This is a genomic window from Photobacterium aphoticum (assembly GCF_001029435.1).
In the GTDB taxonomy this organism is placed as follows: Bacteria; Pseudomonadota; Gammaproteobacteria; order Enterobacterales; family Vibrionaceae; genus Photobacterium; species Photobacterium aphoticum.
In genome coordinates this window covers 93,069-117,531 of the sequence record NZ_LDOV01000020.1, presented here as the reverse complement: position 1 = coordinate 117,531, position 24,463 = coordinate 93,069, and the positions used below count along the sequence as shown (strand labels likewise).

At 51.9% G+C, this 24,463-nt stretch carries 22 protein-coding genes; 18 read left to right on the top strand and 4 right to left on the bottom strand.

From position 1 onward, the window contains the following. Window positions 1-58 precede the first annotated feature (58 nt). From xerD to ABT58_RS23735, 7 genes are all read left to right on the top strand, one after another. Complete coding sequence (gene xerD, locus ABT58_RS11155) at window positions 59-955, top strand: site-specific tyrosine recombinase XerD (RefSeq protein ID WP_082211076.1); 897 nt, start codon at window positions 59-61, stop codon at window positions 953-955. A gap of 216 nt (window positions 956-1,171) precedes the next feature. Further along, window positions 1,172-1,894 (top strand): bifunctional protein-disulfide isomerase/oxidoreductase DsbC, encoded by a 723-nt coding sequence (dsbC, locus tag ABT58_RS11150; RefSeq protein WP_047874480.1) that lies wholly within the window; start codon window positions 1,172-1,174, stop codon window positions 1,892-1,894. Between the two features lie 186 nt (window positions 1,895-2,080). Then, complete coding sequence (gene recJ, locus ABT58_RS11145; protein ID WP_047874479.1) at window positions 2,081-3,805, top strand: single-stranded-DNA-specific exonuclease RecJ; 1,725 nt, start codon at window positions 2,081-2,083, stop codon at window positions 3,803-3,805. A gap of 198 nt (window positions 3,806-4,003) precedes the next feature. Then, window positions 4,004-5,102 (top strand): peptide chain release factor 2 gene (prfB, locus tag ABT58_RS11140; protein ID WP_107205180.1). Its coding sequence is split into 2 segments (ribosomal slippage): window positions 4,004-4,078 and window positions 4,080-5,102, totalling 1,098 coding nucleotides; the frame shifts between segments, so codons are not numbered across the junction. Between the two features lie 33 nt (window positions 5,103-5,135). Further along, the gene (gene lysS / locus ABT58_RS11135) at window positions 5,136-6,644 is read left to right on the top strand and encodes a lysine--tRNA ligase (protein ID WP_047874478.1); all 1,509 of its coding nucleotides are present in this window, start codon (window positions 5,136-5,138) and stop codon (window positions 6,642-6,644) included. A 335-nt stretch (window positions 6,645-6,979) separates the two neighbouring features. After that, window positions 6,980-8,308, top strand: coding sequence for a VpsR-related response regulator (locus tag ABT58_RS11130; RefSeq protein ID WP_047874477.1), 1,329 nt, complete (start codon window positions 6,980-6,982; stop codon window positions 8,306-8,308). A gap of 364 nt (window positions 8,309-8,672) precedes the next feature. Then, on the top strand, window positions 8,673-8,918 hold the full coding sequence (locus ABT58_RS23735) for a hypothetical protein (protein WP_082211075.1): 246 nt from the start codon (window positions 8,673-8,675) through the stop codon (window positions 8,916-8,918). 125 nt (window positions 8,919-9,043) lie between these two features. Here ABT58_RS23735 and ABT58_RS11125 read toward each other — a convergent pair whose 3' ends face one another. After that, window positions 9,044-10,078 (bottom strand): NADP(H)-dependent aldo-keto reductase, encoded by a 1,035-nt coding sequence (locus ABT58_RS11125; protein ID WP_047874476.1) that lies wholly within the window; start codon window positions 10,076-10,078, stop codon window positions 9,044-9,046. 164 nt (window positions 10,079-10,242) lie between these two features. On the opposite strand from ABT58_RS11125, the gene ABT58_RS11120 reads away from it, so the two are divergent. Further along, entirely contained in the window at window positions 10,243-10,545 is a 303-nt protein-coding gene (locus tag ABT58_RS11120) for a DUF6482 family protein (RefSeq protein WP_047874475.1), read from the top strand. A gap of 9 nt (window positions 10,546-10,554) precedes the next feature. On the opposite strand, the gene mutH is transcribed toward ABT58_RS11120, so the two are convergent. After that, window positions 10,555-11,247: a DNA mismatch repair endonuclease MutH gene (gene mutH, locus ABT58_RS11115; RefSeq protein ID WP_047874535.1), complete on the bottom strand. Its 693-nt coding sequence runs from the start codon at window positions 11,245-11,247 to the stop codon at window positions 10,555-10,557. 751 nt (window positions 11,248-11,998) lie between these two features. Between mutH and rppH the strand changes: the two genes are divergently transcribed. From rppH to ABT58_RS11090, 5 genes are all read left to right on the top strand, one after another. Continuing rightward, window positions 11,999-12,517: an RNA pyrophosphohydrolase gene (gene rppH, locus ABT58_RS11110; RefSeq protein WP_047874474.1), complete on the top strand. Its 519-nt coding sequence runs from the start codon at window positions 11,999-12,001 to the stop codon at window positions 12,515-12,517. 27 nt (window positions 12,518-12,544) lie between these two features. Continuing rightward, on the top strand, window positions 12,545-14,800 hold the full coding sequence (gene ptsP / locus ABT58_RS11105; protein ID WP_047874473.1) for a phosphoenolpyruvate--protein phosphotransferase: 2,256 nt from the start codon (window positions 12,545-12,547) through the stop codon (window positions 14,798-14,800). 30 nt (window positions 14,801-14,830) lie between these two features. Next, a complete protein-coding gene (locus ABT58_RS11100; protein WP_047874472.1) occupies window positions 14,831-15,649 on the top strand; it encodes a sulfite exporter TauE/SafE family protein in 819 nt (272 codons plus the stop codon). A gap of 46 nt (window positions 15,650-15,695) precedes the next feature. Then, on the top strand, window positions 15,696-16,502 hold the full coding sequence (gene lgt / locus ABT58_RS11095) for a prolipoprotein diacylglyceryl transferase (protein WP_047874471.1): 807 nt from the start codon (window positions 15,696-15,698) through the stop codon (window positions 16,500-16,502). A 195-nt stretch (window positions 16,503-16,697) separates the two neighbouring features. Next, on the top strand, window positions 16,698-17,549 hold the full coding sequence (locus ABT58_RS11090) for a thymidylate synthase (RefSeq protein ID WP_047874534.1): 852 nt from the start codon (window positions 16,698-16,700) through the stop codon (window positions 17,547-17,549). A 190-nt stretch (window positions 17,550-17,739) separates the two neighbouring features. Here the strand turns inward: ABT58_RS11090 and ABT58_RS11085 are convergent, their stop codons facing one another. Next, window positions 17,740-18,888, bottom strand: a complete 1,149-nt coding sequence (locus tag ABT58_RS11085) for a Na/Pi symporter (RefSeq protein WP_047874470.1) — start codon at window positions 18,886-18,888, stop codon at window positions 17,740-17,742. Between the two features lie 480 nt (window positions 18,889-19,368). On the opposite strand from ABT58_RS11085, the gene nhaA reads away from it, so the two are divergent. The 4 genes from nhaA (at window position 19,369) to ABT58_RS11065 (ending at window position 22,253) form a co-directional block, all read left to right on the top strand. Next, on the top strand, window positions 19,369-20,529 hold the full coding sequence (gene nhaA / locus ABT58_RS11080) for a Na+/H+ antiporter NhaA (RefSeq protein WP_047874469.1): 1,161 nt from the start codon (window positions 19,369-19,371) through the stop codon (window positions 20,527-20,529). A gap of 1 nt (window position 20,530) precedes the next feature. Next, complete coding sequence (locus ABT58_RS11075) at window positions 20,531-20,797, top strand: hypothetical protein (RefSeq protein WP_047874468.1); 267 nt, start codon at window positions 20,531-20,533, stop codon at window positions 20,795-20,797. Between the two features lie 121 nt (window positions 20,798-20,918). Then, window positions 20,919-21,806, top strand: coding sequence for a transcriptional activator NhaR (gene nhaR / locus ABT58_RS11070; protein WP_047874467.1), 888 nt, complete (start codon window positions 20,919-20,921; stop codon window positions 21,804-21,806). A 105-nt stretch (window positions 21,807-21,911) separates the two neighbouring features. Next, window positions 21,912-22,253: an ArsR/SmtB family transcription factor gene (locus ABT58_RS11065; protein WP_047874466.1), complete on the top strand. Its 342-nt coding sequence runs from the start codon at window positions 21,912-21,914 to the stop codon at window positions 22,251-22,253. A gap of 104 nt (window positions 22,254-22,357) precedes the next feature. Here the strand turns inward: ABT58_RS11065 and rpsT are convergent, their stop codons facing one another. Further along, complete coding sequence (rpsT, locus tag ABT58_RS11060; protein ID WP_047874465.1) at window positions 22,358-22,618, bottom strand: 30S ribosomal protein S20; 261 nt, start codon at window positions 22,616-22,618, stop codon at window positions 22,358-22,360. Window positions 22,619-22,825: 207 nt separating this feature from the next. Between rpsT and murJ the strand changes: the two genes are divergently transcribed. Then, window positions 22,826-24,385 carry a murein biosynthesis integral membrane protein MurJ gene (murJ, locus tag ABT58_RS11055; RefSeq protein ID WP_047874464.1) on the top strand — a complete coding sequence of 520 codons (1,560 nt, stop codon included), beginning with the start codon at window positions 22,826-22,828 and terminating at the stop codon, window positions 24,383-24,385. Window positions 24,386-24,463 lie beyond the last annotated feature (78 nt).

Sequence of the window (24,463 nt, the reverse complement as noted above, 5' to 3'; positions counted from 1 at the left end):
TATCCATGTGTTTGTGAGCGGTAACGCTGAAACCGGGGCAGTTTTCCTCGAGGTAGTAGTGGTTAATGATGAAGTGATCATCGAGCGTTTTCTCGATGCAATGTGGATGGAGCGCGGGTTATCGGAAAATACCCTGACGTCGTACCGCAATGATCTGAAAAAGCTGCAAGTGTGGCTGGGTGAGCAGAAGAAGCAGTTAGATACCGTGAGTCTGGATGACTTACAGCGTTATCAGCAATGGCTGCTGGATGCCGATTATAAGCAGACATCGCGAGCGCGTATGCTCTCGGCGATCCGTCGTTTGTTCCAGTACCTCTACCGGGAAAAGATGCGTCCGGATGATCCGAGTGCCTTACTGATCAGCCCGAAACTGCCCAAGCGTTTACCCAAAGACATCACCGAAGAGCAGGTATGGGCGTTGCTGGACGCGCCGGATTTGAATGATCCGGTCGAACTGCGCGACAAAGCCATGTTGGAACTGTTGTACGCCACCGGCTTGCGTGTGACTGAGCTGGTGAGCCTGACCATGGAAAACGTCAGTCTGCGTCAGGGTGTGGTGCGTGTGACCGGTAAAGGGGACAAAGAGCGCCTGGTGCCGATGGGAGAAAATGCCATCGACTGGATTGAGCAGTTCATTCAGCATGGCCGTCCGGCATTGCTGGGGGAGAAAACCTCGGATGTGGTATTCCCGAGTAAGCGTGCCCAGCAGATGACCCGCCAGACGTTCTGGCATCGCATTAAACATTATGCTGCCATTGCGGGCATCGACAGCGACAGCCTGTCACCGCACGTGATGCGCCATGCCTTTGCGACCCACTTGCTCAATTACGGGGCGGATCTGCGCGTGGTGCAAATGTTGTTGGGACACAGTGACTTGTCGACTACCCAGATCTACACCCACGTGGCGACAGAGCGCTTGAAGCAGCTGCATCAGGCCCATCACCCGCGTGCGTAGTGTGCGCGTAAAGCACACAATTAATGTTGTAAAGCGTGATACTAGTCCCGTTGTTGTCAGATTGGTTATACTCCAGTGATGAGATATTTAGGGCGTGTTGAAATTATTTTGTACTCTCAGGGTCATATCTCAAAGTGGACGCTGACCGGCACGCCGAAGACGGCCATGCCTTGTCTGATACATTTGTGTTTATCTATTTAGTGAAAGGAAAAGTTAATGCGCTTTTTGGGCCGTACATTACTTGCAACCGCTGTAGCAATGACAGCGTTTACCGCTTCGGCAAAGCCGGATGAAGCAGCAATCAACAGCAAAATGAATAGTCTGGGTCTGAAGACTGTTGAGATCAGCGCGTCACCCGTATCGGGCTTAAATGAAGTCGTGACTGACCGTGGCATTTTGTACATGAACGATGACGCGAGCTACTTCCTGGCCGGTAACCTGTTCAAGAGCGAAGACGGCGCACAGCCGGTGAACCTGACTGAACAGAAGATGGCGAAGCTGAACAAAGATAAGCTAAAAGGCATGGAAGACGAGATGATCGTCTACCCAGCGAAAGATGAAAAATACGTGGTAACCGTTTTCACGGACACCAGCTGTGGTTACTGCCGTAAGCTGCACAACGAAATGCAGGCCTACAACGATGCGGGCATCACCATCCGTTACCTGGCCTTCCCGCGTGGCGGTAAAAACTCACGTAACTTCGGTGAAATGAGTGCGATTTGGGCAGCAAAAGATCGCGTGAAAGCGATGAACGCAGCCAAAGAAGGCACATTTGATGAAAACGGTCCGAAAAACGACGCCATGATCATGAAGCAGTACGATCTGGGCGTAGCGATGGGCGTATCAGGCACCCCGGCGTTGGTACTGGAAGACGGCACCATGCTGCCAGGTTACCAGCCAGCGGCTATGCTGCGTAAGATGCTAGACAGCCGCAGCTAAGCGCTGTCTGGTTGGCAATAGCCAACCCTGTCATCCCATGACGATCAGCCCGTGCATGACCTTATTGTCGTGACGGGCTGTTTTTTTATGCCCTTTCGTGCACTTCGCCGTGCTTCATCACGCTTCACCTAAAGAGGGGTTGGGTATATAGTCATCCTTTCACCTCCCTGCCAGCAGACGTATTCCATGATTGAAATTAAACGCCGTCCTGAAGCGGACACCAGCCAATTTACCGATGCCACGCCGCCGTTGTTACAGCGCATTTATGCCAGCCGTGGGATCTCCTGTGAAGCAGAGCTTGAGCGTGGCGCCAAAGGGCTGCTCGGCTATAACCAACTGTTTGGTATCCAGCCGGCGGTGGATTTGCTCGTCAGTGCTTTAGCCGAACAACGCCGCATCATTGTGGTCGGTGATTTCGATGCCGATGGGGCCACCAGTTCGGCCTTGTCGGTGTTGGCGCTGCGTATGCTGGGCTGTCGTAACGTGGATTATCTGGTGCCCAACCGTTTTGATGACGGTTACGGTTTAAGCCCGGAGGTAGTGGAACAAGCGGCTGCCCGTGGGGCGGAGTTGATCATGACCGTGGATAACGGCGTGTCGTCCATTGCCGGTGTGGCGGCGGCGAAAGCCAAAGGCATGCAGGTGTTGGTGACCGATCACCACTTACCGGGGGACACGCTGCCGGACGCCGATGCCATGGTGAACCCGAACCTGCACGCGTGTGACTTTCCGTCCAAAGCCTTGTGTGGGGTGGGCGTGGCGTTCTATCTGATGCTGGCTCTGCGTGCGACGCTGCGTCAAAGCAACTGGTTTGCTGAGCAAGGGATCAGTGAGCCAAACCTGGCAGAGCTGCTGGATTTGGTCGCACTGGGCACCGTGGCAGACGTGGTGGCGTTAGATGGCAACAACCGTATTTTGGTCCACCAAGGCTTGCAGCGTATTCGTGCCGGTAAATGCCGCCCGGGGATCCGTGCGTTGGTGGAAGTGGCGAACCGCGATCCGGCCAAGCTGGTGGCCAGCGATTTAGGCTTTGCCTTGGGCCCGCGCATTAACGCCGCCGGCCGCTTGGATGATATGTCCTTCGGGGTCGAACTGCTGTTGTGTGACAACATTCAGGCGGCCCGTCGCATGGCCACCGAGCTGGATGCCCTTAACCAGACCCGCAAGGAAATCGAGCAGGGGATGAAAGAAGAAGCGCTCGCCATTTGTGAGCGCCTGAAGTTCAACCAGCAGGATATGCCTTACGGCTTGGCGTTGTTCCAGCGTGACTGGCACCAAGGGGTGATCGGCATTTTGGCCTCGCGCATTAAAGAGCGTTACCACCGTCCGGTGATCGCGTTTGCCGATGCCGGCAATGGCGAGATCAAAGGGTCTTGCCGTTCGATTCCGGGGCTGCACATGCGTGATGTGCTGGATCTGATTGATACCCAAAATCCGGGCATGATTTTGAAATTTGGTGGCCATGCCATGGCGGCGGGCTTGACCATTGCCGAAGATCAGCTGGAGGCGTTCAGCCGTGCGTTCGATCAGGCGGTGCGAAATGAACTGGACGAAGCGGCGCTCAAAGGTGTGTTGCTGACAGACGGCGCGTTGCAGCCACAAGATATGACCATGCAGACTGCCGAAATGTTGCGCGCCGGCGGTCCGTGGGGGCAACAGTTCCCGGAACCGATGTTTGACGGTCAGTTCCGTTTGCTGCACCAGAAATTGGTTGGCAGCAAGCACCTGAAAATGATGCTGGAGCCGATGCAAGGCGGCAGCGTGATTGATGCCATTGCCTTTAATATCGATGTGCGCCGCTGGCCAGATGCGTCGGTGCAGCAGGTCGAGCTCGTCTATCGTCTTGATGTGAATGAGTTTCGCGGCAACAGCAGCCTGCAGCTGATGGTAGAACACATCGCCGCGCTGTAATGGCAGTGGCCTAGAATGTGGCACGGTTTGCTCGGCCTTAAGCAGAGCAAACCGTGTATTGCAAGCCCGCAGACGCCTTGTTTCTGTGACTGGGCTTAAAAAATAAATTCACAGATTCCCTTTCTTCCCCCCTGTATATTCTATCTACAATTCGATAGAATCTTTCGGTTATGTCCATTTCGGCTATGAAGAGTGGCAATGTTCGAGATTAATCCTATTAAAAACCGACTTGAGGATGTATCAGCACGTACTGACATCCTTAGGGGGTACCTTTGACTACGATGCTAAGAAAGAGCGTCTAGAAGAGGTTAACGCAGAATTAGAGCAACCTGATGTGTGGAACGAACCTGAGCGCGCGCAAGCGTTGGGTAAAGAGCGTTCTGCACTGGAAGCGGTTGTTGAAACCATTGATCAGCTAGACCAAGGCGTTGAAGACGTTGAAGGCCTGCTTGAGTTGGCGGTAGAAGAAGAAGACCAAGAAACGTTTGACGAGATCGAACCTGAACTGGCTGAGCTTGAAGCGAAGCTGGCGAAGCTAGAATTCCGTCGTATGTTCTCTGGCGATCACGATGCCTCTGACTGTTACATCGACCTGCAGGCAGGTTCCGGTGGTACAGAAGCGCAGGACTGGACGTCGATCATGCTACGCATGTACCTGCGTTGGGCCGATGCAAAAGGCTTCAAAACAGAAGTGATCGAAGTGTCTGAAGGCGATGTGGCCGGTCTGAAATCGGTAACGGTACGCATCAGCGGTGAGTACGCTTACGGCTGGCTACGTACGGAAACCGGTGTACACCGTCTGGTTCGTAAGTCTCCGTTTGACTCCGGCGGCCGTCGTCACACGTCATTTGCTTCTGCCTTTATCTACCCAGAAGTTGACGAAAACATCGATATCGAGATCAACCCATCTGATCTGCGTATCGACGTATACCGTGCCTCGGGCGCGGGTGGTCAGCACGTAAACACCACCGAATCGGCCGTACGTATTACTCACGTACCGACCAACACCGTGGTGCAGTGTCAGAATGACCGTTCTCAGCATAAGAACAAAGATCAGGCAATGAAACAGTTGAAAGCAAAACTGTTTGAGCTTGAGATGCAAAAGCAAAATGCTGAGAAACAAGCGAATGAAGACTCGAAGTCTGACATTGGCTGGGGTAGCCAGATCCGTTCTTACGTTCTGGATGACTCACGCATTAAAGATTTACGTACTGGGGTGGAAAATCGTAACACCCAAGCAGTACTGGACGGCGACTTAGACCGTTTTATTGAAGCCAGCCTGAAATCAGGTCTGTAACCGACACCGGTTAAAACACGTAAGGGTTAACCCATGACTGATCAATTACTAGATGAGAATAAGCTGATTGCTGAACGTCGCGCGAAACTGGAAATGATTCGCGAGAACTGTAAAGCAAACGGCCACCCAAATGATTTCCGTCGCGATAGCTTAGCGGCAGATCTGCAGGCGAAATTTGGCGAGCTGAGCAAAGAAGAACTGGAAGAAGCGGGTCACGTTGTGGCAATCGCTGGCCGTGTCATGGCTAAACGTGGTCCATTCCTTGCGATTCAAGACGTGTCTGGCCGCATTCAGGCATACGCTGACAAGCACGTACAAAAAGAGCTGAAAGAGAAGTATTCAGGTCTGGATATCGGTGACATCATCGGTATTAAAGGTGCGCTGCACAAGTCTGGCAAAGGCGATCTGTACGTGAACATGGATCAGTACGAACTACTGACCAAAGCACTGCGTCCGCTACCAGAGAAATTCCACGGTCTGACTGACCAGGAAATGCGTTACCGTCAGCGTTACGTTGACCTGATCGTGAACGAAGATTCACGCAACGCATTCAAAGTACGTTCTAAGCTGATCTCTGCTATCCGCCGTTACATGGAGTCAAAAGGCTTCATGGAAGTGGAAACGCCAATGATGCAAGTGATCCCTGGCGGTGCGTCTGCACGTCCATTCATCACGCACCACAACGCGTTGGATCAGGAAATGTTCTTGCGTATCGCGCCTGAGCTGTACCTGAAGCGTTTGGTTGTCGGTGGTTTTGAGCGTGTATTCGAAATCAACCGTAACTTCCGTAACGAAGGTCTGTCTCCACGTCACAACCCAGAATTCACCATGATTGAATTCTACATGGCGTACGCGGATTACAACGATCTGATGGATCTGACAGAAGATATGCTACGCACTGTGGCTATCGAAGTGTTGGGCAACTCGTCTATGCCTTACGGCGACCACACCGTAGAATTCGGTGGCAAGTACGCACGTATGAGCATGCTGGACGCGATCAAGCACTACAACCCAGACCACGCTGACATTCAGGCACTGACTTACGATCTTGTTGCTGACCGTGAGCACATGGCAAACATCGCACGTAGCCTAGACATCTACGTTGAGAAGTTCTGGACATGTGGCCAGCTACTGGAAGAAATCTTCGGTGAAACGGCTGAGCCTCAGCTAATGCAGCCAACGTTCATCACTGAGTACCCAGCGGATATCTCTCCACTGGCACGCCGTAACGATGCAAACCCATTCATTACTGACCGTTTTGAATTCTTCATCGGTGGCCGTGAAGTGGCGAACGGCTTCTCTGAGCTGAACGATGCACAAGACCAAGACCAGCGCTTTAAAGCACAGGTGAACGCGAAAGACGCGGGCGATGACGAAGCGATGTACTACGACGCTGACTACATCACAGCGCTTGAGCACGGCCTACCGCCAACAGCGGGTCAGGGTATCGGTATCGACCGTCTGGCGATGCTGTTCACCAATACGCACACAATCCGTGACGTGATTCTGTTCCCGGCAATGCGCCCACAGAACAACGCCTAATTGTCTGTTTTTATGAAAAAACCACTCTTCGGAGTGGTTTTTTTTTGCCTTTTTTTCTGATCTGCCATCTTCTTGATAAACGTACACGTTACACCAATGTGTGCGATCACTCGCAGCCCTTCACCGCGTGACCGTACGAGAACGAGACGTTTTCACTTTTGTCGCATTTTTTTTTTGACATAGCATGATTAGCTATAATTTTGATAGTAAACAAGTTGCATTTAAATAAATAAGCAACATATGATCTTAATAGTGCGCATTGCGTGCTGGGCGTTTTTAGTCGTGTTCGCTCAGCAAGATCCGCGTAGAAGCAACAGTCAGTAGTTGGATGGAGTATGGTGAAAACAAATAGCGCAGTACTGGGTACGCTGGTGGTATTAGGTGGCGGAGAATGTACATGGGTACCGGCACTGGAAAACGCTGGGTGGCTATGCCATCGCAGTTTGGATCTGCGTGCCGCTGAGCGCTTGCTGTTGGAAACCGGCCCCTGCATCGGGGTGGTGGATCTCACCCGGGATAACTTCAGTCTACAAGGTATTGCTGGGCTGGTGAACCGCAATAAGCAGGCACGCTGGCTGGCATTGGTACGCGATGACCAATTGCGCAATGACGCGATTTGCCAGTTTATCGTGAATTTCTGCGTCGACTACTTTACCGCGCCTGTGCCGGAAGGACAGTGGCTGAAAACCATCGGTCATCAACTGGGAATGTTGCAATTGGAACGCCGGGTATGGCCGGAGTTGGGTCAGTTTGGTCAGCACGGTTTACAGGGCGAGCAGCCCGCGATGCAAAAACTGCAGCACCAGGTGAAACGGCTGGCGATGACCGACATGCCGGTGTTGGTGCTGGGAGAAATCGGCACCGGCAAAGAGCTGGTGGCCCAAGCGATTCATCAGGCCTCGACCCGGGCCAAGTCTGCGTTCGTCACCGTTAATTGTGAAGATCTGGAGTCCGATTGGTGCGTGGTATTACCGCCGGACAGGGGGCGGCACTGCTGCTTTCTTAAAGCAGAAAACGGCGTGCTGTTTTTGGATGAACTGGCACTGCTCAGTGATGCCTGCCAACAAGATCTCTTACGCTTACTGGAAAGTGAGGCGTTCAATACCGCGTGCGGCCGTGCGATTCAGCCCAATGTGCGTCTGATTGTGTCGACCCGCTACACGCTTGAAGAGCTGTTAGAGGCGGGTACTTTACGGGAAGATCTCTATTATCGCCTCAATACCTTTACGTTAACGGTACCGGCCCTGCGTGATCGTGGCGGTGATATTCAGCTGTTGGCGGAATTTTTGCTGCTCAAGTTTGCCCGCCAGTACAACAGCCCGGTCAAAGAGCTCTCATCCAAAGCCAGCCAGTTGCTGATGAATTATTCGTGGCCGGGCAATGTGCGAGAACTGGTCGGACAGATCAAACGGGCCATATTGCTGGCGGACAACAAGGTGCTGGATGTAGAACACTTTGACTTGCCGCGTATCACTGACGATCGCCAAAGCCTGAAGAAAATCCGTGAAGATTCAGAACGGGGCGCGTTGCTTGCGGTACTGGAAAATAATAAAGGCCAGATCTCGGCCGCTGCCCGCGAGTTAGGGGTGTCCCGCGCCACCATGTATCGCCTGCTCAATAAACACGATTTGGTGCCGCCGCCGCGCCATTTCCGGCAAGGCTAGTGCCGACAGGGAGACAATAATGTTATGGGCTCCCTGTGTCCTTCGCCTCAATAGCACAATATAGCTTTCTTCATTTTCAATGCCTTAGGTGGTTGTTTTTTCACCACAGGCCATTACAATGAACCTTCATTCTCACATCAACCCCTGTTATTGGAGGAACACATCATGCTAGATAAACGCCTGACATCGACCTGTTTTTCCGATGATACGGTAACGTATTCACACCATTAACCTATTCGTTAATTGCTGTGTAAATAGGCCGCGGAGTACTGTCGCGGCTAGTTAAGTCTTTTACTTATGTTGTCAGCCTGATACGGCAGTCCTGCGTCCTGAATTTATCAACATTTATTAGGAGAGCATGACCATGCGCCAATCAGTCTATTTACGACTTGCCGTTTTCTTTGTTCAACTGGATCTTCAGCGTGAAGATACCCACTGGCGTCAGCAGCACCGCCGGGTCCAGGTCCATTTACCGCATCTTTCCGCGCATTTGCTGAATGATATTGGTATTGACCGAGACTCACGCATTGCCAGCGATCGATTGTCGACCCCGGCCAGCCGTAAGGTGCGCCATCTGCGACGATTGCATCGACCGCGATTGCTGACGTAATCGGTGCCCCTGTCGTGCGCGGCAGGGGAGAGTGAATCCACAAACGATAAGCCCCCGCCATGACCTCTCGGTGATGGCGGGGGCTTTTTTATGGCTGTTTGTCTGTTTGGGCATATCGCAGCGGGTTATGGACACGGATTGGAGTACTGAGTGCCCACCGCATACAAGTCAGCTAACACTGCTTCATCCAGCACCACATCCAGGCTGTTAATGTTGGCTTCGAGCTGCGCCAGTGTGGTGGCGCCGATAATGTTACTGGCGACAAACGGGCGTTGATTGACAAAGGCCAGCGCCATTTGAGCCGGATCTAACCCGTGCTTGTGGGCCACATCCACATAGGCTTGGGTGGCGGCAAGACCTTGAGGATTGAAGTAGCGTGAGAAGCGTTCAAACAAGGTACAACGTGCCCCGGCAGGCCGTGCCCCTTGTAAGTATTTGCCACTCAGTGCACCAAAGGCGAGCGGCGAATAGGCCAGCAGCTCCACCCCTTCCTGATGGCTGATCTCCGACAGCCCCACTTCAAAACTGCGGTTGAGCAGGTTATACGGGTTTTGAATGGTCACGACGCGCGGCAAATTGTGTTTCTCGGCCAGTTTGAGAAACGACATCACGCCCCACGGGGTTTCATTGGACAGACCGATATAACGCACTTTGCCGGCCCGGACGAGCTCGGCCAGTGCTTCTAACGAATCACTGAGCGTCACGCCGGATTGGTCATCTTTGTAGGTGTAGTTCAGTTGGCCAAAGCAATTGGTTTCCCGTTGTGGCCAGTGCAGTTGGTAGAGATCGATATAGTCGGTTTGCAGGCGCGTTAAACTGGTTTCGACCGCATCGTGAATGTGGCGGCGGCTGAGTGACATGTCCGGACGAATGTACGGCACACTGCGCGGGCCGGCGACTTTGGTGGCGAGGATCACTTTGTCGCGCTGACCGGTTTTCTTTAACCAGTTGCCGATGTAGCGCTCGGTTAATCCTTGGGTTTCCGCTTTGGGCGGTACCGGGTACATTTCAGCGGTATCAATGAAATTCACGCCACGCTCAAAGGCGAAGTCGAGTTGGCTATGGGCGTCGGATTCGGTGTTCTGCTCGCCATAGGTCATGGTGCCAAGGCAGATTTTACTGACTGACAATGTGGAATGCGGGATCGTGTGATAGAGCATGAGTCCTCCTTGGACGGCGTGCTGACGCGATAAGGCATGCTTTGACTATAACGTGATGCAGCCGCGCTGAGAAGAGGGCTTTTCAGGCCAATGACTTGCCCGCAAGCAGGATGTGACCAATAGTTAGAGACAGTCATCTCATAACCTCATCCTTAGGACAGGCCATGAAATTGTCACAATTAAAACATTGGACGCAGGCAGACACGGGCACCTTGCCCCATTGCATTGTGACCAGCTATGCCGGCTGTGCGGATTATTTGATGGAAGTGGAGTACAAGCACCATTTGGAATTGCTCAAAGATGAGCACGATGAAACGATGCATTTTCAGACGTTAGAGCAGGTCAGGGACTTACTGCGTCCGCTCGGGATCGCGGCGGTCACGTTGCGGGTGACCGATCCGTATGATGAGTTTTCTGCTGACGGGCAGATATCGCGCTGTCAGCAAGACATGACTATCGCCCTGTAAGGGCAATCATTAAAGAATGAAGTAGCGTTCCAGCAAACTCGCAGTAAACGTTGTTTTGAGGTAGAAGCCGCGTGGCAGTGTTTTAATCGGCTGGCCATTGGCGCCATAGGCCTCGGTTAACGCCCGGCTGTTGGCCGCCTTGGGACGCAGTTGCAGTACCTCCCCATGGCGGGCCGTAATGTGTTCAACCCGGCCAAGGACGATCATGTCCATCAGCTCTTCCCAGTCCTGACGCAGTTGCTGCTCTTCTTCGGCAGACGGACTCCAGAGTAATGGTGAGCCGACATGACGTTCCGCAAGGGGGATTTCTCGTTCGCCTTCGACCGGGATCCACAACACGCGCGCCAACTTATGGCGAATATGGCTGTTTTCCCAGTTCAGGCCATGTAAGCCGATCAACGGGGCGACACACACAAAGGTAGTTTCCAGTGGTTTGCCGTTGTAACCCACCGGAATGGTCTTTAGCTCGATGCCTAACTCGGCAAAGTCCGGTACCGGTTTACTGCCTGCACTGGCACCCAGGTGCCATTCCAGTAACTGGCCGACCCAGCCTTTGTCCCGTTTGAGATCCGGCGGGGGGATGGTACCGGCTTCGGCTGCCAGTTCGCCCAGTGTCATACCGGCCAGCGCATGGGCGCGTGCCAGCAAGTCCTGCTCTGACGTAGGGGGAGATTTGGGAGGAAGTTTAGCTACCGGTTTCATAAGCTCGTCGTCACACTGTGGGCGCATGAGTTTACCATAGCGTAAAGGACGGGGTGAAAACACATTGTGTGCGTTGAGGGCGGACGATCGTCACATCAGAAGATCGCAAGCAAGATCTCTGCGTCGTAAAATGTCTATCTCGCTGAAAATAAAGGCTATTTGTAGGGTTTCTCTAAAAGGGGAGGAAGGGAGAGGTAAAACAGCGGTGGACAAATAATGATCATCTTTTCTTACTTATCCACAATGAAAAGTAATAATTTTCTTTATTATCAGTGGTATGGATATATAAACAGGAGTTTGTTGCTATTTTGAACGCTGTTGCGGGTGTTTTTTGCGCGGTTTTATCGGGTTAGTGTGGATAAGCAAGGTGTTGGTCGATCTTTAACCGATCGCGAAGCGTAAGGTGTGGATCTTGGGTGTGATCAATGTGTTACTGCTAAGTTTTGGTTTTTAGTGGTTGTTTTAATTGGTTTAATTTTTAATGTTGCTGAGTTTTTCAACGATTTTGCTAAAAAAAGATCCTTGTGATAAAGGGCGGATTTACCGCTTCTTCACAAATCTATCCACAGAAATCGTGTATAAATGTGGCCTAGGTCTCATTGGGCTGTTCATAAAATCAGCAAGTGGCGAAAGTTATCCAGAATATGCGGCTTTGGTAGGAAAAAGGCGTGATAAATTAGAATGTTTGTTTACCCGTTGCACTGACTATGAAAAAATCACAATTAATAGAGATTTATATTGAGGTCGTCCAGTGATTGATGGCGATGGATACCGCCCGAATGTGGGTATTGTGATCTGTAATAGCCATGGCGAAGTATTCTGGGCTCGACGATATGGACAACATTCCTGGCAGTTTCCGCAGGGCGGGATTGATGAGGGGGAAACCCCTGAACAAGCCATGTACCGGGAACTCTACGAGGAAGTAGGGCTAACCAAGAAAGATGTACGAATTCTGGCGTCAAGTCGCCACTGGCTTCGTTACAAACTTCCGAAACGGTTGGTTCGCTGGGATTCTAAGCCTGTTTGTATCGGCCAAAAGCAGAAATGGTTTCTGCTCAGTCTAGAATGTGATGAGTCCAAGGTGAACATGCAACGGGGTAACACACCGGAGTTTGATGGTTGGCGCTGGGTCAGCTATTGGTATCCGGTGAGGCAGGTTGTGTCTTTCAAGCGGGATGTCTACCGACGTGCGCTGAAAGAATTCGCGGCGATGGCCATGCCGTTTAAAGAACGCAAAGACCGCAAAAAACGCCGAGGTAAGCGGGGATAAACGCAGTAACGAGGGAATAGGGCGAGTATGCTGACGCAACTGAGAGAAATTGTTGAAAAAGTGGCCAGCGCCCCAAGCCTCCTTGATGCGCTTGACCAACTGGTTGTCAGTACCTGTCATGCGATGAAGACGGAGTGTTGTTCCGTGTATATCGCCGATCAAAAACGTCGACGTTATACCCTGATGGCGACCAAAGGCTTAAAGAAGCCGTCACGCTACACCGGTCTGGCCTTTGGTGAAGGGCTGGTGGGGCTGGTGGCCGATCGCGCCGAACCTATCAATGTCGCCGATGCGCGACGCCACCCAAATTTCAAACGCCTGCCTGGTACCGGGGAAGAAGCGTTTCGCTCCTTCTTCGGTACGCCGATCATTCACCAGCGCCAAGTGCTGGGGGTATTGGTGATCCAGCAGCGCGAACAGCGTGAGTTTGATGAAGGGGAAGAATCCTTTTTAGTCACGCTGGCCGCGCAGCTCGCGGTGCTGTTGGCGCACGCCAAAGCGCAGGGCATGTGGCCGGATCAACACAACGGTTTGCACCTAAAAGGCTCTGCCGCCTCAACCGGTGTCGCGGTTGCACGGGCGTGGTGGGACGATAACCAACCGCGTCTGGAATCGGTCGCCCCTGCCTCTTGTCTTGATCGTGAAGCGGAGCAAGAACGTCTGAGCATTGCCATTGAATTGGCCAGTGCCGAATTTCGACGTCTGCGTAAACGCTTTGACAGCGAACTGCAAAAAGACACTCTGGCGATTTTTGACCTGTTCAGCCACCTGTTGAACGATCCGATGTTACGTAAGGATCTGTTTAGCAAAGTGACGAGCGGGGATTTGGCTGAGTGGGCGATCCGTCAGGTGGTGGAAACCTATTCCGCCCGCTTTACCAACATGAAAGACGAATACCTCAAAGAGCGCGCGCAAGATATTCGCGAGCTGGGGCAGCGTCTGTTGTATTTCCTCTATAACGAAGATACCACCGAACATCAGTGGGATGAGCCGGTGGTGTTGCTGACGCGAGAGCTGACGGCTGCCATGCTGGCCAGTGTGCCGCGCGATAAACTGGCGGCGGTGGTCTCCCAAGAAGGCGCGGCGAACTCGCATGCGGCGATCCTCTCCCGTGCGCTGGGCATTCCCGCCATCATGGGCGTGGACTTCGTGCCCGAAAAAATTCATGCCTGTCAGGTGATTGTGGACGGTTACCGGGGGGATCTGCTGGTCAACCCGAACCGCCATGTGCTGGCAGAGTATAACCGCCTGCTGCGGGAAGAAAATGAACTGGCCAAAGTGGTGGAGATTGGCTTGGATAAGCCTGCCGCCACCCGTGATCAGCAGCGGATCAATGTGTTCCTCAATGCGGGCCTGAGTGCCGATACCAGCATTGCGGTTAACCGGGGCGTGGATGGTGTGGGACTGTACCGTACCGAAGTGCCGTTCTTGTTGCAGCGTACTTTCCCGTCGGAAGAAGAGCAAACTCACCAGTACCAGGCTATTTTGGCGACGTACCCCAATAAACCGGTGGTGATGCGCACACTCGATATCGGCGGCGATAAACCGCTGCCGTACCTGACCATTGAAGAAGATAACCCGTTTTTGGGCTGGCGTGGGATCCGCTTTACGCTGGATCACCCGGAAATCTTTCTGATTCAGGTCCGTGCCATGCTGCGGGCCAGTATCGGCCATGACAACATGGATATCCTGTTGCCGATGATCTCCGGCATTGCCGAGCTGGATGAGTCTATCCTGCTGATTGATCGCGCTTACACCGAAGTGGCCAAAGTGGCGGAAGCGCAGGGCAAATCGCTGCGTCGGCCGCGCATTGGCATCATGATTGAAGTGCCGTCAATCTTGTACCAGTTACCGGTGCTTAAAGGTCGGGTTGACTTCATTTCCGTGGGCAGCAATGACTTAACCCAATATTTACTGGCGGTGGATCGGAACAATGCCCGTGTTGCTGGTGTCTATGATGCACTGCACCCGGCGGTGTTGCATGCGCTTAAGCACATTATGACCATGAGCCAGCAGTTGGACATTCCGGTCAGTGTCTGTGGTGAATTGGCCGGTGATCCGATTGGGGCACTGTTGTTGGTGGGGATGGGCTATCGCTCGCTCAGTATGAACACCCGTAACGTGGCCAAAATCAAATACATCCTCCGTCATATTTCACTGGCAGAGATGGAAGAACTGGCGCAGTATGCACTGTCAGCCACCTTTGCTGACGAAATTCGGTCCCAAACAACGGCCTTCGTCGATAGCCATGGATTGGGCGGTTTAATCCGTGCAGGTAAATAAAGCATCATGCTAGAAATGTGGAATAGCGTCATGGCCGGAGAGGCTGTGTACAGCAATGCGTTGTGGGCGTTTGCGTTTTGTTTGGGGCTCGGTGCGGTCGTGGGGGTCTTAGCCGGCTTGCTGGGGATCGGCGGCGGTCTGCTTGTGGTACCGGCGTTAGTGTGGTTATTGCCGCTGGCGGGTATTGAAAGCCAGCAGGTGATGCACATGGCACTGGCGACCTCTTTGGCCAGTATTGTAATGACATCCGGCTCCTCGGCCCGTAATCATTACCGGTTAGGTAACATCGATTTTGCGTTGGTCAAAGGGCTTGCGCCCGGGGTGATCCTCGGGGGATTGGGCGGCAGTGCCATTGCCGAATTGGTCCCAAGTGACAGTTTACCCCGGATTTTTGCCATAATTGTGTTATTACTGGCCATACAAATGCTGTTGTCGATGCGCTTTACCAGTAATCGCCCGTTGCCGGGGGCCGGTAAAACCTTTTGTGCCGGTGGCATCATTGGTGTGCTGTCCAGTTTGGCCGGGATCGGTGGTGGTTCGCTGACGGTGCCATTTTTGAATTGGCACGGGGTGGAAATGCGCCGTGCGATCGGCTGTGCCTCGTTTGCGGGCGCCATGATTGCGGTCGCCGGTATGATCGGCTTTATTGCCGCAGGGGTGGGGGACGAAGCGCTGCCTCCACTGAGCGTCGGTTATGTGTATATACCGGCGTTGTTGGGGATTGCCTTGACGTCGACTACGACCACCCGGTTTGGGGCGGCGTGGGTTAGCCGATTGCCAACCCCAATGTTGAAAAAAATATTCGCGGTTTTCCTGCTGTTTATTAGTGCGAAAATGTTTATGGGATAATGCATCACAGAGACTCCCCTCTGTGTGACAGATTGAGATAAGTAGAATGAGCCAAGGTTTTTTAACGTTCCCGAGTATTGATCCGATATTGATTGAGATCGGGCCGTTGGCCATACGCTGGTATGGCATGATGTATTTATTGGGGTTTGTGTTTGCCATGTGGCTGGCAAACCGCCGCGCGGATAAACCGGGCAGTGGTTGGACGCGTGATCAGGTCAGTGACTTGCTGTTTGCCGGTTTCTTGGGTGTGGTACTGGGTGGCCGTATCGGTTATGTCCTGTTCTACAACTTTGATATGTTCCTCGACAACCCGCTGTACTTGTTCAAAGTGTGGACGGGCGGTATGTCGTTCCACGGCGGCTTGCTGGGGGTGATCACCGCGATGTTCTGGTATGCCCACAAGCATAACCGTACCTTCTTTAACGTGGCTGACTTTATCGCGCCATTGGTACCGTTTGGTTTGGGTGTTGGCCGCTTGGGTAACTTTATTAACGGTGAGCTATGGGGCCGTACTACGGATGTGCCGTGGGCGATGGTATTCCCAACCGGTGGTCCGCTGCCACGTCACCCGTCACAGCTGTACGAATTCTTCTTGGAAGGCGTGGTACTGCTGATCATCCTGAACGTGTTCATTCGCAAACCACGTCCTGCCGGGGCGGTATCGGGCTTGTTCCTGCTGGGTTACGGCAGCTTCCGCTTTATCGTGGAATACTTCCGTGAGCCGGATGCGCAGCTGGGCTTGTTTGGCGGTTGGATCAGCATGGGGCAGATCTTGTCACTGCCAATGGTGATCGCCGGTGCACTGATGCTGCTATGGGCTTACAAGTGCCAGCCTAAGAGCAAAGCGGCTTAATCGTACCGACGCATCGGATAAATCATGATGTATGAAAAAGCGACCTTCGGGTCGCTTTTTTTGTTATGGGTAACTGATAACGGCTGAGATTTTGAACTGTGGTAAGTTTGAGTGCGAAAGCAACATGTCAAAACTCCTGTGTATTCGGTAGAATCGGCCACAATTGAAAAAACCAGTAATGAAGGCCAGCAGGACATGAAACAGTATTTAGCCCTCTGTCAGCGCATCGTTGATGAAGGTGTATGGATTGAGAACCAGCGCACCGGTAAAGGTTGCCTGACCGTAGTGAACGCCGATTTGACCTATGATGTGGCGAACAACCAATTCCCGTTGATCACCACCCGTAAAAGTTACTGGAAAGCGGCGATTGCGGAATTGCTGGGTTACATCCGTGGCTATGACAATGCCGCTGATTTCCGTGCACTGGGCACCAAGACCTGGGACATGAATGCCAACGACAATGCCGCGTGGTTGAACAACCCACACCGTAAGGGTGAAGACGACATGGGCCGCGTGTACGGTGTGCAGGGTCGCAGCTGGCAAAAGCCGGATGGCACCACACTGGATCAGCTGCGTAAAATCGTGGATAACCTGACCAAAGGCGTTGATGACCGTGGTGAAATCCTGACGTTCTACAACCCGGGTGAGTTCGACATGGGCTGTCTGCGTCCGTGTATGCACACACACACCTTTTCGCTGTTGGGGGATACCTTGTACCTGACCAGCTACCAGCGCTCGTGTGACGTCCCGCTAGGCTTGAATTTCAACCAGATCCAGGTGTACACCCTGTTGGCGCTGATGGCACAAATCACCGGTAAGAAGCCGGGTCAGGCCTTCCACAAGATTGTGAACGCCCATATCTATGAAGATCAGCTGGAACTGATGCGTGATGTGCAGCTAAAGCGTGGGCCATTTGAATCACCACAACTGATCATCAACCCGAATATCAAGTCGCTGGAAGACTTGGAAACATGGGTAACGATGGACGATTTCGAGGTGGTGGGTTACCAGCATCACGACCCGATCGCTTACCCGTTCTCCGTGTAAGTGTTCAGTGGCGGTGAGTCGCCGCAAGGATAAGACGGGAGAGTGCTAATGCGCTCTCCCGTTTTTTTATCTTGGTGATGAGCCAGTGGTGATGAAGTCTGTGATGGGCGAGCGATAAGCGCGATTGCCAATGTTCTAAACGCAAAAAGCCCCGCATGATGCGGGGCTTTGTTTTATTCAGTGACAGCGATTAAGCAGTCAGGGCTAGGATAGCACTTGGGATAGCCACGAAGACTAGTGTGATGTAACCCGCTACTGCCGCTTTGCTCTTCGTACCTAGTTCACCCAGGAAGAATGCACCTTTCAGTGGTAGTTCACGTAGGAACGGTACACCGAAGATTAGGATGGTCGCCAATACGTTGAACGATAGGTGAACCAGTGCAATCTGTAGTGCGAACACAGCGTATGGACCGGTTACCGCCGTTGCTGCCAGTAGTGCAGTGATACAGGTACCGATGTTAGCGCCCAGTGTGAACGGGTAAACGTCACGTACTTTCAGTACACCTGTACCTACTAGTGGAACCATTAGGCTTGTTGTCGTCGAAGAAGACTGAACAAGTACGGTGACTACTGTACCAGACGCGATACCGTGTAGTGGACCACGACCGATTGCATTTTGCAGCATTTCACGAGCACGGCCAACCATAAGGGTACGCATTAGTTTACCCATCGCTGTGATTGACAGGAAGATCAGACCGATACCAATTGCGATCATGATAGCACCCGCAGTGGTGTTGCTCATGCCTTCTAGTGGCATCTTGATAAGATCAACACCTGGAGAGGTTAGTGCTTTCATGAAATCCATACCGTTCATGCTCAGATCACCGGTCTTCATTAGCGGTGATACTAGCCATGAAGACACTTTGTCTAGCAGGCCGAACATCATTTCTAGCGGTAGGAAGATAGACACAGCTAGCAGGTTGAAGAAGTCATGTACGGTCGCACTTGCAAACGCACGACGGAACTCTTCTTTACAACGCGCATGGCCAAGGCTAACCAGGGTGTTAGTTAGTGTGGTACCGATGTTTGCACCCATAACCATAGGGATTGCAGTTTCAACAGGTAGGCCACCAGCAACCAGACCAACAATGATAGACGTTACTGTACTTGAGGATTGGATCAGAGATGTCGCAACAAGACCGATCATCAAACCAGCAATAGGATGAGAAGCAAACTCAAATAGCGTTTTAGCTTGTTCACCAACAGAAAGTTTAAAGCCGCCGCTCACAACAGATACAGCAACTAATAGAAGGTAAAGCATGAACGCTAGGTTTGCCCAGCGGACCCAACGCATAGAGCTGTTCATTGGCTGTTCAGCAGTAGTGGCTTGGGTAGTCATAATCATTTCTCCGTGACAGGAATATGTCGTTTGGGTTTCATTTGTTTGAAATCTGGTGGCGATGGTAGAGATCGAATATTTCAGAAATATGACACTCACTGTCACAAAGTTATTTTGTGGTTATTTTGTGAGCAATGGCAGGGCTTTTACTTGTATCATTTTGTTTACTTTTGTATTAAGTGCATGATATTTATAGTTTTAAACAAGGGTGATAAAAAGTGAATTTGGTGAATATTTTTTGCTGTGTTTTGAGGGAAATTTAGATTTATTGCGCCATCGCTGCGAAATATGACAGCAAAAACCCTCAAATATGACAGTGAAAATAGTCAGTGCGGTTAAAGCTTGTGATGATGGGTAATACTTCGGTTTTACCGAGTGTTATCATCTAAACAAACGATTTAACAGTTTAGCGCTGTGACAGCTAAACTAAATTTACTTTCTATCTTGTGCTATTAGTTTCATGCAAAGGAGTTCCGGTCGATGACCGATGCTATTCGTAAGTTTTTGAAATTAGAGTCTGCAGGTGGGATTATCCTGATCTTCGCTGCTCTGATTGCCATGATTATTGCTAACTCGCCACTGGCTGAGTTGTATAACAATACCCTGCACACCTATGTAGCAGGGCTGTCTGTGTCACATTGGATCAATGATGGTCTGATGGCGGTGTTCTTCCTATTGATTGGCCTTGAGGTAAAACGTGAGCTGATCGAAGGGGCACTCAATACGAAAGAAAAAGCCATTTTCCCGGCCATTGCGGCCATTGGTGGCATGCTGGCACCGGCTTTGGTGTACGTTGCCTTTAACTTTGCTGACCCAATGGCCATCAAAGGGTGGGCGATCCCGGCGGCGACCGATATCGCGTTTGCATTGGGTATCATGGCGCTGTTAGGCAGCCGTGTACCGGTGACATTGAAAGTGTTCCTGTTGGCGCTGGCTATCATCGATGACCTGGGTGTTATCGTGATCATTGCGCTGTTCTACAGCAGCGATCTGTCTACCTGGGCATTGGCTGTCGCGTTTGCGGCGACGACCGCACTGTTTATCATGAATGCGAAAAACGTGACCAAACTGTCATGGTATTTGGTGGTAGGTGCCATACTTTGGGTAAGTGTATTGAAATCAGGCGTGCATGCGACCTTGGCGGGTGTGGTATTGGGCTTTGCGATCCCACTGTCAGGGAAAGACGGCGGTCACTCGGATGACGAGTCACCACTGAAGCACCTTGAGCATGTATTGCATCCTTATGTTGCGTTCCTGATTCTGCCGATTTTCGCCTTTGCCAATGCAGGTATTTCCCTCGACGGTGTGTCGTTGGACGGTTTGACGTCGATGTTGCCACTGGGTATTGCACTGGGTCTGTTAGTCGGTAAGCCTCTGGGTATCTTTACGTTCAGTTACCTGGCGGTGAAAGCTGGTCTGGCGAAAATGCCGGAAGGGATTGGCTTTAAGCATGTGTTTGCCGTGTCAGTGTTGTGTGGTATCGGCTTTACCATGTCTATCTTTATCTCGTCGCTGGCGTTTGTCGGCGCACCAGAAGACTTCAGTACGTACTCCCGTCTCGGGATCCTATTGGGGTCAACGGTTTCAGCGGTTGTGGGTTATGTGTTGCTGAGCCGAACGTTACCAAAAACGGAGGTGTAACATGAAACGCTCTCTCTTTATTGTCGCTATGATCATGTCGTCGGCAGCGGTAGTGGCCGCGCCAAATTACGAAAACTGCGGACAAGATAGCAACAGCGAGATCTGCCAGGCGTATTTTGCTGGGTTGAACCAGACAAAGCCGGCATTGGAAACCGCATCCATGAAGAAAGATGACGCCTTCCGTTCCCGTGCATTGGAACAGCGAATGGGAGAGCGTACCCGTAAGATGGAATTGATTGACCAAAAATCGGTTTCACCGACGAAGTAAACGTTTTTCCCCGTATTAATCGGGCAAGAGTGTTGATGCACCCAGAAGCTCAGCGTAAGCTGACTTCTGGGTTTTTTCTTTTAGGGCGACAGGATACTGTTGCCGGGTAAATGGCAAGGCGATGTCTCATCTAAACTATAACCACCTTTATTACTTCTGGATGGTCTGTAAGCAAGGGTCGGTCACGAAAGCGGCTGATGCACTCTTTTTGGCACCCCAAACCGTGACGGGGCAAATCCGCGCGTTGGAAGAACGCCTGAAAGGCAAACTGACCAAGCGGGTGGGACGCAACATTGAGCCGACGGAGCTGGGCCAGTTGGTGTTTAAGTACGCTGACAAGATGTTTGACTTGAGCTACGAGATGCTCGATATCGTCAACTATACCCAACGTGAGAACTTGTTGCTGGAAGTGGGGGTGGCTGACGCCTTATCCAAGCGGTTAGTGAGTAAGGTGCTGATGGAGGCGCTGCCGGAAGACGAGCGTATTCATCTTCGCTGTTACGAATCCACCCACGAAATGCTGCTCGAGCAGCTGTCACAGCACAAGCTGGACATGATCCTGTCAGACTGTCCGGTTGATTCCAGCCAGAGTCCTGGCCTTTACAGTAAGAAGCTGGGGGAGTCGACCATGAGCTTCTTCTGCACCGAGCCGGATAAAGTCTTTAACTTCCCGGCATGTCTGGAAGAGTACAAACTGTTGATCCCGGGCCGTCGTACCGCGATGGGACGTAAACTGCATCACTGGTTCGATCAAATGGGGATTACCCCAAACATTTTGGGCGAGTTTGATGATGCGGCATTGATGAAAGCGTTTGGCCTGTACCAGAAGTCGATGTTTGTCGCCCCGTCCATTTATGCCGCAGAGCTGGAAGCGGGCAGCAATATCCGCGAAGTGAAGCGTATCCGTGAGATCCGTGAAGAGTACTACGTTATCTTTGCTGAGCGTATGATCATGCACTCCGCCGTGAAGCGTATCTGCGAGGCGGATTTTAGGAAAATGTTTAAATAGTGTTGCAGGTTTTACTTGCGTGCTTCAAAGTTCCCGCCATCCGGCTAGAAAACCCTGCATAATTTAAGTACATTAGCATTAACTTAATTGAGAGGGGACCGCCGGATGGAACTCGAACAGATGGCACAAAACGCCCCGAAGGCTGTCGCCCTGCTCAAAGCCATGGCCAATGAGCGACGTTTATTCATTCTGTGCTATTTGCTGGAAGAAGAAATGTCAGTGGGAATGATGAGTGAGAAGCTGCAACTGAGTCAGTCAGCGCTCTCCCAGCATTTGGCCTGGTTGCGGCGTGATGGGCTGGTGGCGACGCGTAAAGAGGCGCAGACGGTCTATTATCGGCTGAAAAGCGAGGAAGTGCGGGCGATGATTCAGTTGTTGCACAGCATGTACTGTGGTGCACCAGCAGAGACACAGTCTTCAGACAGTGAGCGCCATGCTCGTGACTGAGCGCCTGATCTTTGTGACGGGCTGAGCATTGAAGCGATGAAGATGAAACAGATATAAAAAAACCGGCCTAGGCCGGTTTTTTTATCACAAAATCAGAACTCAAATTAAAGAGCTTTGATTTTCGCAGCTAGGCGAGCTTTGTGACGTGCAGCTTTGTTAGCGTGGATCAGGCCTTTAGTAGCCATGCGGTCCATAACAGGTTGCATATCAGCGAAAGCTTGAGTAGCAGCTTCTTTGTTGCCAGCTTCAATAGCTGCAACTACTTTCTTGAAGAAAGTACGCATCATAGAACGACGGCTAGCGTTGTGCTGGCGACGTTTTTCTGAAGTAAGCGCACGTTTCTTAGCAGATTTGATATTTGCCAAGGGTATAACTCCAAAACTTGGTACGGTGACAATTTAAGGCCGAGGACTATGCCTGTTAAACCGAATATTGTCAAATGATTTGTGCAAATAACCGCCGAACCAATTGAATTGGCACTCGCGGAATAACACGGTTAATATGGCGGCAGATTTTACCAGCATTTGGACTCGGAAGTCACCTTTTGGGGCCATCTTTATGAGGTTTTTTTTGTGAGCAAGCGTCTTTTGCGCTCAGGACTGATTGTCAGCACCATGACATTGGTCTCTCGAGTGCTTGGTTTGGTGCGAGATGTGGTCGTGGCGAACCTAATGGGAGCGGGTGCCGCCGCCGATGTTTTTTTCTTTGCGAATAAGATCCCCAATTTTTTGCGTCGCCTTTTTGCTGAAGGGGCGTTTTCGCAAGCCTTCGTACCCGTGCTGACCGAATACCATGCCGCAGGCGACATGGATCGGACGCGTCAGTTGATTGCCCGTGCGTCCGGTACGCTGGGGGTGATTGTGACTGTGGTAACCTTATTGGGGATCCTGGGCTCTGGGGTGGTCACTGCATTATTCGGTGCAGGGTGGTTTATCGACTGGCTCAATGACGGCCCTGCTGCGCCGAAATTTGAATTGGCCAGCCTGCTGCTCAAGATCACTTTCCCGTATTTGTGGTTCATTACCTTTGTTGCGCTCTCTGGCGCCATCTTAAATACGCTGGGTAAGTTTGCCGTCTCTTCCTTTACCCCTGTCTTTTTGAACGTGGCCATCATTGGCTGTGCATGGTTCTTGGCACCTCAGTTGTCACAACCGGAGATCGGCTTGGCGATCGGCGTGTTCTTGGGGGGCCTCGTCCAGTTTTTATTCCAAATTCCTTTCCTATATAAGGAGGGAATGCTGGTGAAACCGAAATGGGGCTGGCGTGATCCTGGTGTGGTAAAGATCCGAACCCTGATGATCCCGGCACTATTTGGTGTGTCTGTGAGTCAAATCAACCTGTTACTGGATACCTTCATTGCCAGCTTCCTGGCGACCGGCTCTATCAGCTGGCTGTACTATTCCGACCGTCTGTTGGAATTCCCGCTTGGGTTGTTCGGTATCGCTATCGCCACCGTGATTTTGCCGGCGCTCTCGCGTAAGCACGTGGATCAAAGCCCGGAGCAGTTTGCTCAGACCATGGACTGGGGCGTGCGCATGGTGCTGCTGCTTGGCTTGCCTGCCATGCTCGGATTGATGGTATTGGCTAAGCCGATGCTGATGGTGCTGTTTATGCGCGGTGAATTTACCCCAACCGATGTCGAGCAGGCGTCGATGTCGCTGTTGGCTTACGCCTCCGGTTTGTTGAACTTCATGCTGATCAAAGTGCTGGCACCGGGTTACTACGCCCGCCAAGATACCAAGACCCCGGTGAAATACGGCATCATCGCCATGACCACCAACATGGTGTTTAACGCAATTTTTGCGTATTTCTACGGTTATGTGGGACTGGCGATGGCAACGGCGCTGTCTGCTTTGGTGAATGCCGGCCTGTTGTACCGTGGTTTGCACATCGGTGGCGTGTACAAGATCAGCAAATCAACCTTGGCGTTTGTTGGCCGTTTGATCGTTGCGGGTGTGGTGATGGTGGTGACCTTGTTGCAAGCGCTGCCGGCCATGAGCCAGTGGCTGGAATGGTCATTGTTGCACCGTGCGGCATGGCTGGCGGGGTTGATCGGTATTGGTGCCGGGGCATACCTGTTTGCGGTGTTCGTACTGGGCATCCGCCCGCGTCATCTGCGTGCTGCTGCGTAATTTGTCGTGAACACGTCACGGCGGCGGGCGGGTTTTTTCGGGGATTTGGCGTTAAAGCCTGCCTAAGAAAAAGCCAGC

What these genes read in the sequence shown, in the direction of transcription:
- dsbC (WP_047874480.1), top strand. Translation starts at nt 1,172, where the DNA reads ATGCGCTTTTTGGGCCGTACATTACTTGCAACCGCTGTAGCAATGACA.
- recJ (WP_047874479.1), top strand. Translation starts at nt 2,081, where the DNA reads ATGATTGAAATTAAACGCCGTCCTGAAGCGGACACCAGCCAATTTACC.
- lysS (WP_047874478.1), top strand. Translation starts at nt 5,136, where the DNA reads ATGACTGATCAATTACTAGATGAGAATAAGCTGATTGCTGAACGTCGC.
- ABT58_RS11130 (WP_047874477.1), top strand. Translation starts at nt 6,980, where the DNA reads ATGGTGAAAACAAATAGCGCAGTACTGGGTACGCTGGTGGTATTAGGT.
- ABT58_RS23735 (WP_082211075.1), top strand. Translation starts at nt 8,673, where the DNA reads ATGCGCCAATCAGTCTATTTACGACTTGCCGTTTTCTTTGTTCAACTG.
- ABT58_RS11125 (WP_047874476.1), bottom strand. Translation starts at nt 10,078, where the DNA reads ATGCTCTATCACACGATCCCGCATTCCACATTGTCAGTCAGTAAAATC.
- ABT58_RS11120 (WP_047874475.1), top strand. Translation starts at nt 10,243, where the DNA reads ATGAAATTGTCACAATTAAAACATTGGACGCAGGCAGACACGGGCACC.
- mutH (WP_047874535.1), bottom strand. Translation starts at nt 11,247, where the DNA reads ATGAAACCGGTAGCTAAACTTCCTCCCAAATCTCCCCCTACGTCAGAG.
- ptsP (WP_047874473.1), top strand. Translation starts at nt 12,545, where the DNA reads ATGCTGACGCAACTGAGAGAAATTGTTGAAAAAGTGGCCAGCGCCCCA.
- ABT58_RS11100 (WP_047874472.1), top strand. Translation starts at nt 14,831, where the DNA reads ATGGCCGGAGAGGCTGTGTACAGCAATGCGTTGTGGGCGTTTGCGTTT.
- lgt (WP_047874471.1), top strand. Translation starts at nt 15,696, where the DNA reads ATGAGCCAAGGTTTTTTAACGTTCCCGAGTATTGATCCGATATTGATT.
- ABT58_RS11090 (WP_047874534.1), top strand. Translation starts at nt 16,698, where the DNA reads ATGAAACAGTATTTAGCCCTCTGTCAGCGCATCGTTGATGAAGGTGTA.
- ABT58_RS11085 (WP_047874470.1), bottom strand. Translation starts at nt 18,888, where the DNA reads ATGACTACCCAAGCCACTACTGCTGAACAGCCAATGAACAGCTCTATG.
- nhaA (WP_047874469.1), top strand. Translation starts at nt 19,369, where the DNA reads ATGACCGATGCTATTCGTAAGTTTTTGAAATTAGAGTCTGCAGGTGGG.
- ABT58_RS11075 (WP_047874468.1), top strand. Translation starts at nt 20,531, where the DNA reads ATGAAACGCTCTCTCTTTATTGTCGCTATGATCATGTCGTCGGCAGCG.
- nhaR (WP_047874467.1), top strand. Translation starts at nt 20,919, where the DNA reads ATGTCTCATCTAAACTATAACCACCTTTATTACTTCTGGATGGTCTGT.
- ABT58_RS11065 (WP_047874466.1), top strand. Translation starts at nt 21,912, where the DNA reads ATGGAACTCGAACAGATGGCACAAAACGCCCCGAAGGCTGTCGCCCTG.